Source organism: Burkholderia latens, assembly GCF_902499045.1.
GTDB lineage: Bacteria > Pseudomonadota > Gammaproteobacteria > Burkholderiales > Burkholderiaceae > Burkholderia > Burkholderia latens.
Window position 1 is genome coordinate 1 of sequence record NZ_CABVPL010000055.1, and the last position, 12,960, is coordinate 12,960.

A 12,960-nucleotide genomic window follows, 5' to 3' on the forward strand; every position below is an offset into this window, starting at 1 on the left:
CTTCCGCCAGCACGGCGGCCGCGGCCGACAACGGCCCCGCCGCATCGTCGCGACGCGCGAATGCGTCGACGGCCGCCGCGAGCCACGCGTCGGCTGCGCGCACGACGCCGCCGCGCGCGTTCGGCAGTGCGTCAGGTGGGGGAAGGTTGGCCGGATCGGACGTCATGGACACGCGCGCCTGTCATCGTCAAGTCGCTCGCGCGAGCCGCGGCGCGCAAGCGCCAGGCGGTCGCGAGGCCGGAGCGGGGTGTCCGTGGGCCAAGGTCCGGTCAGATCTGGACCATCTCGAAGTCTTCCTTGCGAGCACCGCATTCGGGGCACGTCCAGTTGATCGGGACGTCTTCCCAGCGCGTGCCCGGGGCGATGCCCTCTTCGGGCAGCCCGGCTTCTTCGTCATAAATCCAGCCACAAATCAGGCACATCCAGCTCTTGTATTCCATCTTAAGCCGCGTCGGGAAAGTCGGTAAATTCGGGAGCCATGATGGTACCGTGTCGGGGCCGGACTGCCTAGCAATCGCACTGGAGCGCAGCGACTACGTGACGCCGCGCTAAAAAATCCGTCGTGCCGGCCGGATTCCGCCGCATAATGGCTGCACAGTGCGGCCTGCCGGGCAACACAGGGCAAAAACCGCCCATTTCGCCTCGCCGTCCGCATCTCCGTCGCTTCCCCGTTTTTTCTTGCCCCATTTCTACATGTCCAGCAACGCCCCTCCGATCGTCCTCACCTTCGGCCTGTCCGATCCCACCGGCGGCTCCGGCCTCCAAGCCGATCTGATGACCCTGGCGAGCATGGGCTGTCACGGCGTGTCGGTCCTGACCGGCTATACCGTGCGCGACTCGGCCGCCTGCGACGAAGTGACCGGCCTCGATCCCGACGTCGTCGCCGCGCAGGCGCGCATGCTGCTCGAGGACATGCCGGTTGCCGCGTTCAAGATCGGCGCGGCGACGCGCGCGGAAGTCGTGAGCGCGATCGCCGAAGTGGTCGCCGACTACGACGGCGTGCCGCTGGTGCTCGCACCGGACTTCACGCTCGACGACGAACACGTGCTCGCCGCGGATGACCTGCGCGAATCGATCGCCGACCTGCTCGCGCCGCAGACGACGCTGCTCGTCGCCGACCACGCGACGCTGATCGCGCTCGCGCAGCCGGACGGCGATGCCGAGGCGCCGAACCTCGACGCGGCCGTGTCGCACCTGCTGTCGCAGGGTTGCGAATACATCCTGTCGTCGGAGACGGGCTCGCACCGGCTCGTCAACACGCTGTACGGCGAGGAAGGCCAGCTCCGCGAAGACATGTGGGATCGCTCGCCGCACCGGCTGATGGGCATCACCGACACGCTCGGCGCGGCGATCGCCGCATTGCTCGCCAACGGCCAGGAGCCGCCCGAAGCGGTGCGCGAAGCGCAGGAGTACCTGTACCAGGCCGTGCGCGACGCGTTCCGGCCGGGCATGGGCGCGTATCTGCCGGATCGGTTCTTCTGGGCACGCAGCAATGAGGATGCGGACACGCCGCCGGCCGTGAAGGCCGATCCGGTGCCGAGGACGTCGCATCGGCATTGACCGGCGACGCCCGCCCGGCGGCCCCTGTGCTGCCGTGGCGGGCGGTTCGCGTTCGCTGCGAGGCGGCACGTCCGCCTTTTTCGCGCGCGCATAAAAAAGACCCGCATCGCTGCGGGTCTTTTCCTTTGGCTGGAACGCGCATCGCTGCGCGCTCCGGACATCATCGACCGAAGTCGATTACATGTCCATGCCCATGCCGCCCATGCCGCCCGGCATGCCGCCCGGCATCGGTGCGTCTTCCTTCGGCAGTTCGGCGACAGCTGCGTCCGTCGTCAGCAGCAGGCCTGCGACCGAAGCTGCGTTCTGCAGTGCGGTGCGCGTGACCTTGGTCGGGTCGACGACGCCGGCTTCGACCATGTCGACGTACTCGCCCGTCGCTGCGTTGTAGCCGTAGTTGCCCTTGCCTGCAGCAACTGCCGCCACCACGACGCTCGCTTCTTCGCCGCCGTTCGTGACGATCTGGCGCAGCGGCTCTTCCATCGCGCGCAGCACGATCTTGATGCCGGCGTTCTGGTCGGCGTTCACGCCGGTCAGGCCTGCGATCGCGGTGCGAGCGCGGATCAGCGCCACGCCGCCGCCCGGGACGATGCCTTCTTCAACGGCAGCGCGGGTTGCGTGCAGCGCGTCTTCGACGCGTGCCTTCTTTTCCTTCATTTCGACTTCGGTCGCAGCGCCGACCTTGATCACTGCCACGCCGCCGGCCAGCTTCGCCACGCGCTCTTGCAGCTTTTCACGGTCGTAGTCCGACGTTGCTTCTTCGATCTGCGTGCGGATCTGCTTGACGCGCGCTTCGATGTTGGTCGCTTCGCCAGCGCCGTCGATGATCGTCGTGTTTTCCTTGCCCACTTCGATGCGCTTCGCCTGGCCCAGTTCCGCCAGCGTTGCCTTCTCGAGCGTCAGGCCGGTTTCTTCCGCGATGACCTGGCCGCCGGTCAGGATCGCGATGTCTTCCAGCATCGCCTTGCGACGATCGCCGAAGCCCGGCGCCTTGACCGCAACGGTCTTCAGGATGCCGCGGATGTTGTTGACGACCAGCGTCGCGAGCGCTTCGCCTTCGACGTCTTCAGCGATGATCAGCAGCGGGCGGCCAGCCTTCGCGACTTGCTCGAGCACCGGCAGCAGGTCACGGATGTTCGAGACCTTCTTGTCGTGCAGCAGCACGAACGGGTTCTCGAGCACGGCAACTTGCTTGTCCGGGTTGTTGATGAAGTACGGCGACAGATAGCCGCGGTCGAACTGCATGCCTTCGACGACGTCGAGCTCGTCGGCGAGCGACTTGCCGTCTTCGACGGTGATCACGCCTTCCTTGCCGACCTTGTCCATCGCTTCAGCGATGCGATCGCCGATCGACGAATCGCTGTTCGCCGAGATCGCGCCGACCTGAGCGATTTCCTTGTTCGTCGTGCACGGCTTGCTGATCTTCTTCAGCTCTTCGACAGCCGCTGCGACTGCCTTGTCGATGCCGCGCTTCAGGTCCATCGGGTTCATGCCCGATGCGACGTACTTCATGCCTTCGCGAACGATCGATTGCGCGAGGACGGTTGCCGTCGTCGTGCCGTCGCCTGCGTTGTCGCTGGTCTTGGAAGCAACTTCCTTGACCATTTGCGCGCCCATGTTCTGGAGCTTGTCCTTCAGCTCGATTTCCTTCGCGACCGACACACCGTCCTTGGTCACGGTCGGGCCGCCGAAGCTGCGCTCGAGCACGACGTTGCGGCCCTTCGGACCCAGCGTGACCTTGACCGCGTTGGCCAGAATGTTCACGCCTTCGACCATCTTCGAACGGGCGGAATCGCCGAATACGACGTCTTTAGCTGCCATCTTCTAACTCCTTGAATTCTTGGGAATATGTACCGTCAGTGGACGCTTACTTCGCGTTGACCACGGCCATGATGTCTTCTTCGCGCATGACCAGCAGCTCCTGGCCGTCGACCTTGACGGTCTGACCAGCGTACTTGCCGAACAGCACGCGATCGCCGACCTTCACGTCGAGCGCGATCGGGGCGCCCTTGTCGTCGCGCTTGCCCGGGCCGATGGCCAGGACTTCGCCTTGATCCGGCTTCTCAGCAGCTGCGTCGGGGATCACGATGCCCGAGGCAGTCTTGGTTTCCTGATCCAGGCGCTTGACGATCACGCGATCGTGCAAAGGACGAAGGTTCATATTCACTCCTCTCTTGACTGAGATTGAAGAACGCTTAGGGAACCTGCCCGGCTTGACGCCCGGCAGAGAATTGTTAGCACTCTCGTGCAGCGAGTGCTAATTATATGGACGGGTTTTGACAAATTCAAGAAGGGGAGCCGGAGGTTTTTTTACGCTGCGCGGAGCAGCGAAAAAACGGGGATCTACCGAAGAAATCCCTTTTGAAACAAATAGATATACACCAATCCCGCACTCCGGGAGCGGGCACGATACGGGATTTCCCGACCATCGCCCGGGTTTGACACGGGGTAAGCACCGAGTTCCCGCGATCGTCCGGCACCGCGTGAAAAAGGCTGTTCGAGCGCCGTCAGCCGGGCGCGGCGCCGCGGCGGATCCGTCACGTGTCGGGGCAGCCGGCGACCGGCTGGAACGTGCGGCCGTCGGTCTCGACCGTCGCGCCGAGCAGCCGTGCGAGGCCCTTCGCGCCCTCGCGCATCACGACGTCGTGGTTCCAGATGAACAGCGGGCGCGCCACCGGTTCCAGCCAGTTCATCCAGCGCTCGCAGGTGCGGATCCGCCAGTCGTAGCGCACGACGGTGCGCGTGCCGTCGGCGGTGAACGACCAGCGGCCGTCGCCCTCGATCGCGCCGCTCGCGCGGCCCTCGAGCACGTGCGGCCGCTCGACGCGCAGCACGCGCATGTCGAAGGTGAGGCGGTACGGCAGCGCGCCCTTCCATGTATATCGCTGCAGCGCGCCGATGCCGCGCGCGTCGCCGGGTTCGATCTCGACGGTCCGCACGGCGCTCTTCCACCATTCGGGCCAGCGGTCGACCTGGTAGATCGCATCCCACACCGCAGCGAGCGGCGCATCCACGCGCCAGGTCGTCGAGAACCGGTACTTCGCCATGCGACCTCCGGCAGGAATCGGAATCCGAGGGATCGGCAGCGCGATCAGGGCGAGAAAAAGCGGGCGGGAAACGCGACGTCGATCTCGACGTCGTCGAGCGTCACCGTTTCGAGCGGCTCGCCGTCGCCGTCCGCGAAGCTGACGACCTTCAGCGGAAAGCCGTCGTCGGCGTCCAGCCACAGCCGGTAGCGATGTACGCCGTCGACCACGTGCGCGGGCGCACCCGTCACCGACACGCGCAGCGCGGTCCGGCCGCCGACGCTTTCCTCGCCTTCCGTCACCGTCGCGCCGCCCTGCTGCAGCGCATGCACGTTGCGCAGCAGTGCGCCGACGTCCGACCGGTCCACGCGATGGCCGCTGCGGTCGCGCACGAGCGGGTTGGACGGCGACAGCGTCAGCGCCGGCAGCGCATGCTCGCCGAACGGGCGCAGCCTCACCTTGCCGTCGCCGGGATCGTACGCGAGCACTGCGCCGCGATGCGGCGACACGAAGTCCATCCGGACGAAACCGGGCTTCAGGTACGCATAGTGGAATTCGGTGTGCTCGCCGCTTCGCGCGGACGAGCGGATCGTCGCGCGGTACGAGTGCACCTGGTCGAAATGGGCCTGCGCAACGGTCACCGGGTCGGCTGTCATGCTTGCTCCTATCAGGCTCGCGGCCATCAATGCGGCGATCATGGCGCCGCCTCGACGTCGAACACGCCTTCCATTCCGCGCTCGCGATGGCTGCGCATGAACAGCAGCCGATGCGTGCAATAGTAGGCGAAGCGGCCGGGCGCCGTCGGCGTGAAGCGGAACGTGCGCGGCGTCGCGGCCAGGTCGGTGTGCACCGCGATGCCGGCCTGCGGCGCATCGATCTCGAAGCTGTGCGGCACGACGCCCGGTTCGGCCGATACGGTCAGCTCGACCGGCGTATTCGCGCGGACGATCACGTGATTCGGCCGAAAGAAATAGCTGCCGCCGACGATCGTCACCCGCTGCACGCCGTCGGCGTCGACCGGCACGCGCGCCGGTGCGTCACCGTCCGCCCGCGCGAATCCGGCGCCGGCCAGCAGCGCCATCGTTACCATCGCAGCCTTCGCGTTCATGCCTGCTCCCTGCCGATGCGCCGCGTCATCCCTTCCATGCGTCGGTCGACCCGCCGAGCGCGCCGCACGCGTCGATCGCGAGCTCGCGCAGACGCCGTTCGTCGCCGCGCCCTGACAGCGCAAATCCCATGCCGCGATCCGACCAGAAATAGGTATGACGGCCGTCCGCCGACATCGCCCGCGGCGCAAGGTGCCGCGCGTCGTAGGCCGTCATGTACAGCGTCACGCGCGCGCCGTCCGCGCGCTGGTACATCAGTTGCGCGGCGGGCCCCCCGTCGCCCGGCAGCAGCCGGCCGCCGATGAGTGCGTAACCATATTCGTCGAGCGACGGCGCACGCACGGGCCGGCCGAGACGCGCTGACAGCCATCCGGCGAAGCGCGCCGGATCGCGCGCGTCGATTTCGACCGGATGGTCGCGATCGGCCGCGTACATGGCATACGCGACGTCCGCGCGCGCGGCGAACGCGGGTTCGACGCCGAACGCCGTCCAGCCCGCATGCAGCGCGAGGCCGAGTACGACGCCGGCAGCCAGCCCCGCGAACCCATACGCGAGCGCGCGCCGGCGCGGCGCACGCCGCTGCACGAACAGCGCGGGCGCGGCGGCCGGCAGCGGAAACAGCGCGTGCAGCGCGTCGCGCTGCGCACGGTAATGCGCGTATCGCTCGGCTTCACGCGGATCGGACTGCAGCCGCGCGAGCATCTCGCGACGCTCGTCCCCGGACAGCTCGCCGTCGAGCAGCGCCGACAGCAGCTGGGCCGACGCATCGGCGCCGTCGTCCCGGTCGTTCGAAGATTTGTGCGGATCGTCCATCATGTCTTCCCGACCACCCGTAACGCGGCCGCGCCGTGCGCCGGCGGCTCGCCGGACAGCAGCGCGCGCATCTGTTCCCGCGCCCGCGACAGCCGCGACATCACCGTCCCGATCGGCACGCCGAGCACCTGGGCGGCATCGCGATAGCTCAATTCCTCGAGCGCGACCAGCAGCAGCACCTCGCGCTGCTCTACCGGCAGCCGGTACAACGCGCGCTGCACGTCGCGCAGCAGCAGGCCGCCGATCTCGTCGGCGGGCGCGGCCATCGTCTGCCACGGCGCGGTCGCGTCGTCGACCGCGATCTCGTGCCGCGCGCGCAACTGGTCGATGAAACGGTGGCGCAGCAGCGTCAGCAGCCACGCGCGCAGATTGCCGCCGTCGCGCGGCGGCCGGTTCAGCGCGCGCTCGAGCGTGTCCTGCACGAGATCGTCGGCCCACGCCCGGTCGCCCGTCAGCGCGCGCGCATACCGCGTGAGATGCGGCAGCCACACCAGCAGATCCGATTCGTAGCTCATCCGGATGCCTCGCGCGTCGCCACGCCGTACGTCAGTCCATCAGTCCGTCAGTCCGTGGTTCACGGACGCGCGACGTGCCATAGGCCGCCGATCCCGTCGCCGCCGGCGTCCCCGGCCTTGTGATCCATCTTCCAGCGATACAGCGGGCGGCCGTTATATGCCCATTGCTTCTTGCCGTCGTCGCGCACGACGACGCTCAGCGCGCCCGACGGGTTGTCGTAGCCGTCGACGAGCGCCGGCGGCCAGTTCACCGCGCACGTGCCGTTGCAGTTGCTCTTGCCCGGCGCGTCGCGATCGAACACGTACAGCGTCATGTGATCTTCGTCGACCAGCTTTCCGTCGCCGGCCTGCGGCGGCTCCGCGGCTGCCGGCCGCGCGATCGCCGCGGTCAGCGCGACGGCCAATAGCATCGTCTTCATTCCCGTTCTCCTTGGCATGGCATCGCGGCACGGTGCTGCCCGACGGGACGGGCGACTTCGTCATGATCATTATCCCGCCGTCCGGTTGCGCCGCGACTCGGTATGTAAACGGACGGGCCGGCCGGTTATTCCATGCCATGCGGCCCAGGTCGCGCCCGCGTGGCGCGCCGCGCGCATGCAAGTGTTCCGGTACTTCGGCGAAACATCGGAGCGGTCGGCCAACGAACGTCTGCGGATTGCCCGGACGACCTCGTCAATCGCGGGTTGTGTGATTTTCGTGTTCCGCGATTTCTTTCCGGCCGATTACGCAGATCATCCCGGCCGCGCGGCATTTCGGCTACGCGCAGGCCAAACGACACACCGCGACGGCCGCACGCGCGGCAGCCATCGCGCCGCGATGCACCGCTCAACCGAAACGCGCGGGCCGGTACGGACGCGGATCGATATAGGTCGGCGCGCCCGTCATCATTTCGGCGAGCAGACGGCCGGTCGCGGGCCCGAGCGTGAGTCCGTGGTGGCAATGGCCGAACGCGAACCACAAACCGCGATGACGCGGCGCCGGCCCGATCACCGGCCGCATGTCCGGCGTGCACGGCCGCATCCCGAGCCACGGTTGCGCGTCGAGCCGCTCGCCGAGGCCGAACGCGTCGCGCGCCAGCGGCTCGGCCCGCGCGAGCTGCACACCGGTCGGCGGCGCGCCGCGCAACGCGATCTCGACGCCCGTCGTGAGCCGCAGGCGGCCGCCTTCCATCGGCGCGACGACGAAACCCGACTCGGTATCGCACACGGGCACGTTCAGCGGCGTGCGGGTCGGCCGGTAATGCATGTGATAACCGCGCTTCGCGCGCAGCGGAATCCGGTAGCCGAGCGGCGCGAACACCTGATCGGACCACGGGCCGAGCGCGACCACGGCCGAGCGTGCCGAGATCGGCCCGTGTTCGGAGCGGACCCGCCAGCCGTCATCCACCTGAACGAGCGTCGTCGCGTCGCCGCGCATGAACGTGCCGCCGTCGCGCTCGAACAGCCGCGCGTACGCTTTCGTCAGGCCGCCGGGGCTCGACACGGTCTTCGGATCCTGCCAGTGGAATGCGCCGCAGAATGCGTCGCCGATACCGGGCTCGCGGGCCCGCAACGCGCGCGCGTCGAGCACGCTCATCCGCAACCCGTGCGCGTCGGCCACCTGCTGCTGCGCGCGCGCTTCCGCGTCGAACAGCGCGGGCGAACGGAACGCCTCGATCCACCCGCCGTCGTGCACGAGCGGCTGCGCATCGGTGCGCGCGAGCAGCGCGTCGTGCTCGACGACGCTCGCCGCGACGAGCGGCAGCATGTCGCGCGCGGCGGCCGCGAGCCGCTGCGGCGACGATTCGCGCCAGAAGCGCGCGAGCCAGCCCGCATACGCGGGCAGCGCCTTGTAGTCCCAATAGAGATCGACCGAGCGGTTGCGCGCATAGCGCAGCAGCGTGCCGAGCCGGCGCGGGAACGCATACGGCACGACCGACGAGCGCTCGATCAGCCCCGCATTGCCGTGGCTCGTTTCCTCGCCGGGCGCGCGCCGGTCGACCAGCGCGACGCGCAGCCCGCGATCCTGCAGATGCAGCGCCGACGACACGCCGACGATGCCGGCTCCCAGAACGATGACGTCGAAATCCATGCTTTTCCGTACTGCGTCGAGATGCGGTGCGAGATCGGAAGCACCACGCGGCGGCACCGCGGCCGGCGCGCGGCCACGCTTACTTCGCGACGATGTCGCGCTTGAAGTACTTCTGCGACAGCGCGCTCAGCGTGCCGTCCTTCTTCAGCGCGTCGAGCGCGCCGGCGATCTTCGCCTGCAGCGCCTTGTCGCCCTTGCGCAGCCCGAAGCCGGTGCCTTCGCCGAGCGTCGCCGGATCCTTCAGCGGCTCGCCGACGATCTGGTAGTCGCGCCCGGCCGGCTTGTCGAGGAAACCGTCCTGCGCGGTCTGCGCTTCCTGCACGGCCGCGTCGAGGCGCCCCGCGACGAGATCGGCGTAGATCTGGTCCTGATCCTGATAGGACACGACGTCCACGCCCGCATTCGCCCAGTGCGCCTTCAGGAAATCTTCCTGCGACGAACCCTGCAGCACGCCGACGTGCTTGCCGCGCAGGCTGGCGGCATCCGGCCGCAGCGGCGAGCCGCGGCGCGCGACCATCACGATCGGCACGACGTAGATCGGCGGCGTGAAGTCGATGCTCTGCTTGCGCTTCGCGGTGATGTTCATCGCCGAGTTGATCACGTCGAACTTGCGCGCCTGCAGCGCCGGAATCAACCCGTCGAACGCGTTCTCGACCCACACGCACTTCATGTTCAGCTTCGCGCACACGGCGTTGCCGACGTCGACGTCGAAACCCTGAAGCTGGCCGGCGGGCGTCTTGCTCTCGAACGGCGGGTACGCGGCTTCGATTCCGAAGCGCAGCGCGGTCTGTTCCGCGTGCGCGGTGACGGCCGCGCACGCAAGCGCCGCAACGGCGCAGAGGGAAAGCTTCCAGTTCATGACGAATTCCTTCGATTCCTGTTGGGGCGTTGAAGACCGGTCGCGCGGCGACACATCGGTCCGCAGCTGAAATATAGACTCTTAGTCTACTATAGACTATAGGGGATACGATAATCCCGGCACTGGTGTACGTCGCAAAATCGGCGAACGTGGTCTACATCGCTGAATTGTCGGGATTTTCCCTCACGGATGCGACGCGACCGTGTCCCCAAAAGAAAAATCGACCCGCCTTCTTTTGTCTATATTAGACTTTTAATCCACAATGAACCCCGCCGGACACGCGCTTTCGAGACCGTGCTGTCCAGCCCCGACCGGAGACTCTGATGACGCAACCCGCCCCGACCCCGCCGCTGACCGTCGACGAAGCCGCGGTGCGCGCGGCGCTGCCGTCGCTCGACGTGCTCGGCACGCTGCGCCGCATGTTCGCGTCGCTCGCGTCGGCCCGCGCGGTGCAGCCGCCGCAAACGCTGACGCCGTTCCCCGACCAGGCCGGCGATTTCATCACGTACCTCGGCGCGCTCGCCGACGAACAGGTGTTCGGCGCGAAGCTGTCGCCGTACGTCGTGACGGGCGCCAAACCGATCGTCACCGCATGGACCGCACTGATGTCGATGCGCACCGGCCAGCCGCTGATGTGGTGCGACGCCGGGCTGCTGACGGTCGAGCGCACGGCCGGCACGACGGCGCTCGCGGTCGACTGCCTCGCGCCGCGCGACGCGCGCCGGCTCGCGGTGATCGGCACGGGCGCGGTCGGCCTCGCGCATCTGCGCCACACCGCCGCATTGCGCGACTGGGCGTCGATCAGCGTCCATTCCCCGGCGCTTGCCGGCGACCCGGCGCTGCAGACCACGCTCGCGCGGATCGATCCGCGCGCCCGTGCGGCCGCCAGCGTCGGCGCGTGCGTGCGCGACGCGGACGTCGTGATGCTGTGCACGTCGTCGGGCACGCCGGTGCTCGCGGACGGCATGCTCACCCGCCCGGCGCTCGTCACGTCGATCAGCACCAACGTCGCACGCGCACACGAGATTCCGCCCGCGTGGCTGCCCGACATGGACGTGTACTGCGACTACCGGCACACGACGCCCGCGAGCGCGGGCGAGATGCTGATCGCGGCGGCCGAGCACGGCTGGACGCCCGAGCGGATCGTCGGCGATTTGCCCGAGCTCGTCACCGGCACGTGTGCGGCGCCGTCGCGCACGCGTCATGCGTTGTTCCGCTCGATCGGCCTCGGCCTCGAGGACATCGCGATCGCGCACGCGCTGTACGCGCACCTGACGCGCGCATGAGCGGCACGCGCATGCGGGGCCGATACAATGGCGCAACCGCCGCGGCAGCGCGCGGGCGTACGGGCCGGCCGATCGACGGTACGCCCGCGCGCCGCGCCGACGCGCTGCGCGGCCCCCGCTCACCCGAGATGGCGATTCCGATGCGCAAGAAGCAATCCCCCGTCAAAGACCTGCTGCTCACCCGCTATGCACCGATCGCCGACGGTATCGCGGCGCTGTTCTTCCCGTATGCGGAAGTCGTGATCCACGACCTGCACGACCAGACGGTGCTGTACCTCGCGAACAACCTGTCGAAGCGCGAAGTCGGCGACGACTCGGCGCTCGAGGAAATCGACCATTCGGCGCGCGAGCGCGTGATCGGCCCGTACGAGAAGCTGAACTGGGACGGCCGCCGGATGCGCTGCGTGAGCAACGTGCTGTTCGACGACGAAGGCCGCCCGGCCGGGATGATGTGCATCAACTTCAACATCGCGGTATTCGACGACGTGCGCGCGACGCTCGACGTGTTCATCAAGGGCGCGGGCATCGTCGCGCAACCGGACGAGCTGTTCCGCGACGACTGGCAGGAGCGGATCAACACGTTCCTGCACGGCTGGCTGCGCGAACGGCAGGTCGGCCTGAATGGCCTCACGCGCGAACATCGCCGCGAGCTCGTCGAGGCGCTGTACGCGGAAGGCGCGTTCCGCGGCAAAAGCGCCGCCAACTACGTCGCGAACGTGCTCGGGATGGGCCGCGCGACCGTCTACAAGCACCTGAAGCATCTGAAGGAAACGCAGGGCGACGCGTAAGCGGCACGCGCCACCGGTATTCGGCGTCCGTGCCTATGCTTCGTGATACGTCGCGGGACAGCCCTTTCCGCCTGGGCCGGCCTGCCGCGAAAGGAAGTGTCGAAGCACAAAATGCTATAGTCTCGGTTACACTTTTTTGCCGCCCGAACTGTCCATGACGACGCCCTCCGCCCCGACCGCCCGCCCGACGCTTACCGTCGAAATCTGGTCCGACCTGATCTGCCCGTGGTGCTGGATCGGCAAGCGGCGCTTCGACGACGCGCTCGCCGCATTCGCACACGCGGACCGCGTCGACGTCGCGCTGCGTGCATACCGGCTGATGCCGGGCCGGCCGGTCGAACCGGTCGAGGCGATGCTCGCGGGCAAGTATCGGATGTCGGCCGCGCAGGTCGGTCAGATGCTGCGGCAGGTCACGGACGCGGCCGCGAGCGTCGGGCTGCGCTACGACCTGCCCGGCACGCTCGTCGGCGACACGCTCGATGGCCACCGCCTCGTGAAGCTCGCGGAAGCCACCGGCCGCGCGCATGCGCTGACCGAACGGCTGTACCGTGCGTATTTCTGCGAGCACGGTTCGCTGTTCGACCACGCGTCGTTGCTCGACTTCGCGGTCGAGGCAGGGCTCGAGCGCTCGGCGGCCGAAGCCGTGCTGAGCAGCGACGCGTACCGCGACGAAGTCGACGCCGACATCGCGCGTGCCGCGCAGATCGGCGGGCATGGCGTGCCGCTGTTCGTGTTCGGCGGCCGCTATGCGGTGTCCGGTGCGCAGCCGACCGACGTGTTCGCGCAGGCGCTCGAGCACGCGTGGCGCGACGGCGCGATCGTCGAACTCGCCGGTGACGACGCGGCCGCGTGCGGCCCCGACGGCTGCGAACTGCCGCCGCGCGGATAACGCCGGGCGCGCGCGACGCGCGCCGCCGCTACGTGCCGCTGCTGCCATAAA

15 protein-coding genes are annotated in these 12,960 nt (G+C 68.2%); 4 read left to right on the forward strand and 11 right to left on the reverse strand.

What is annotated here, in order from left to right; genetic code table 11:
* Nucleotides 1-269 precede the first annotated feature (269 nt).
* Nucleotides 270-440 carry a rubredoxin gene (locus BSE24067_RS27385; protein WP_004186709.1) on the reverse strand — a complete coding sequence of 57 codons (171 nt, stop codon included), beginning with the start codon at nt 438-440 and terminating at the stop codon, nt 270-272.
* A gap of 253 nt (nt 441-693) precedes the next feature.
* Between BSE24067_RS27385 and BSE24067_RS27390 the strand changes: the two genes are divergently transcribed.
* Entirely contained in the window at nt 694-1,560 is an 867-nt protein-coding gene (locus BSE24067_RS27390; RefSeq protein WP_059529244.1) for a hydroxymethylpyrimidine/phosphomethylpyrimidine kinase, read from the forward strand.
* Between the two features lie 177 nt (nt 1,561-1,737).
* Here BSE24067_RS27390 and groL read toward each other — a convergent pair whose 3' ends face one another.
* The 10 genes from groL to BSE24067_RS27440 all read right to left on the reverse strand — a co-directional run bounded on the left by groL (nt 1,738) and on the right by BSE24067_RS27440 (nt 9,946).
* A complete protein-coding gene (gene groL / locus BSE24067_RS27395; protein WP_040143543.1) occupies nt 1,738-3,378 on the reverse strand; it encodes a chaperonin GroEL in 1,641 nt (546 codons plus the stop codon).
* Between the two features lie 46 nt (nt 3,379-3,424).
* Nucleotides 3,425-3,718 (reverse strand): co-chaperone GroES, encoded by a 294-nt coding sequence (gene groES / locus BSE24067_RS27400; RefSeq protein WP_004186661.1) that lies wholly within the window; start codon nt 3,716-3,718, stop codon nt 3,425-3,427.
* A gap of 376 nt (nt 3,719-4,094) precedes the next feature.
* On the reverse strand, nt 4,095-4,604 hold the full coding sequence (locus tag BSE24067_RS27405; protein ID WP_151065088.1) for an SRPBCC family protein: 510 nt from the start codon (nt 4,602-4,604) through the stop codon (nt 4,095-4,097).
* A gap of 44 nt (nt 4,605-4,648) precedes the next feature.
* Nucleotides 4,649-5,281: a LolA family protein gene (locus tag BSE24067_RS27410; RefSeq protein ID WP_151065087.1), complete on the reverse strand. Its 633-nt coding sequence runs from the start codon at nt 5,279-5,281 to the stop codon at nt 4,649-4,651.
* Nucleotides 5,278-5,691, reverse strand: coding sequence for a cupredoxin domain-containing protein (locus BSE24067_RS27415; protein WP_151065086.1), 414 nt, complete (start codon nt 5,689-5,691; stop codon nt 5,278-5,280). The genes BSE24067_RS27410 and BSE24067_RS27415 overlap by 4 nt, the downstream gene beginning before the upstream one ends.
* Nucleotides 5,692-5,716: 25 nt before the next feature.
* Nucleotides 5,717-6,505 (reverse strand): anti-sigma factor family protein, encoded by a 789-nt coding sequence (locus BSE24067_RS27420; RefSeq protein WP_151065085.1) that lies wholly within the window; start codon nt 6,503-6,505, stop codon nt 5,717-5,719.
* Nucleotides 6,502-7,017 (reverse strand): sigma-70 family RNA polymerase sigma factor, encoded by a 516-nt coding sequence (locus BSE24067_RS27425; protein WP_151065084.1) that lies wholly within the window; start codon nt 7,015-7,017, stop codon nt 6,502-6,504. The genes BSE24067_RS27420 and BSE24067_RS27425 overlap by 4 nt, the downstream gene beginning before the upstream one ends.
* Before the next feature lie 59 nt (nt 7,018-7,076).
* On the reverse strand, nt 7,077-7,436 hold the full coding sequence (locus tag BSE24067_RS27430; protein ID WP_151065083.1) for a COG4315 family predicted lipoprotein: 360 nt from the start codon (nt 7,434-7,436) through the stop codon (nt 7,077-7,079).
* Nucleotides 7,437-7,842: 406 nt separating this feature from the next.
* Nucleotides 7,843-9,087 (reverse strand): NAD(P)/FAD-dependent oxidoreductase, encoded by a 1,245-nt coding sequence (locus BSE24067_RS27435; RefSeq protein WP_151065082.1) that lies wholly within the window; start codon nt 9,085-9,087, stop codon nt 7,843-7,845.
* A gap of 79 nt (nt 9,088-9,166) precedes the next feature.
* Nucleotides 9,167-9,946 carry an ABC transporter substrate-binding protein gene (locus BSE24067_RS27440; protein WP_151065081.1) on the reverse strand — a complete coding sequence of 260 codons (780 nt, stop codon included), beginning with the start codon at nt 9,944-9,946 and terminating at the stop codon, nt 9,167-9,169.
* Nucleotides 9,947-10,269: 323 nt separating this feature from the next.
* Between BSE24067_RS27440 and BSE24067_RS27445 the strand changes: the two genes are divergently transcribed.
* From BSE24067_RS27445 to BSE24067_RS27455, 3 genes are all read left to right on the forward strand, one after another.
* Nucleotides 10,270-11,232 (forward strand): ornithine cyclodeaminase family protein, encoded by a 963-nt coding sequence (locus BSE24067_RS27445; RefSeq protein ID WP_151065080.1) that lies wholly within the window; start codon nt 10,270-10,272, stop codon nt 11,230-11,232.
* Nucleotides 11,229-12,020, forward strand: a complete 792-nt coding sequence (locus BSE24067_RS27450; protein WP_151065079.1) for a helix-turn-helix transcriptional regulator — start codon at nt 11,229-11,231, stop codon at nt 12,018-12,020. The genes BSE24067_RS27445 and BSE24067_RS27450 overlap by 4 nt, the downstream gene beginning before the upstream one ends.
* Before the next feature lie 154 nt (nt 12,021-12,174).
* Nucleotides 12,175-12,909 carry a DsbA family oxidoreductase gene (locus BSE24067_RS27455; protein WP_151065078.1) on the forward strand — a complete coding sequence of 245 codons (735 nt, stop codon included), beginning with the start codon at nt 12,175-12,177 and terminating at the stop codon, nt 12,907-12,909.
* Nucleotides 12,910-12,960: the final 51 nt, after the last annotated feature.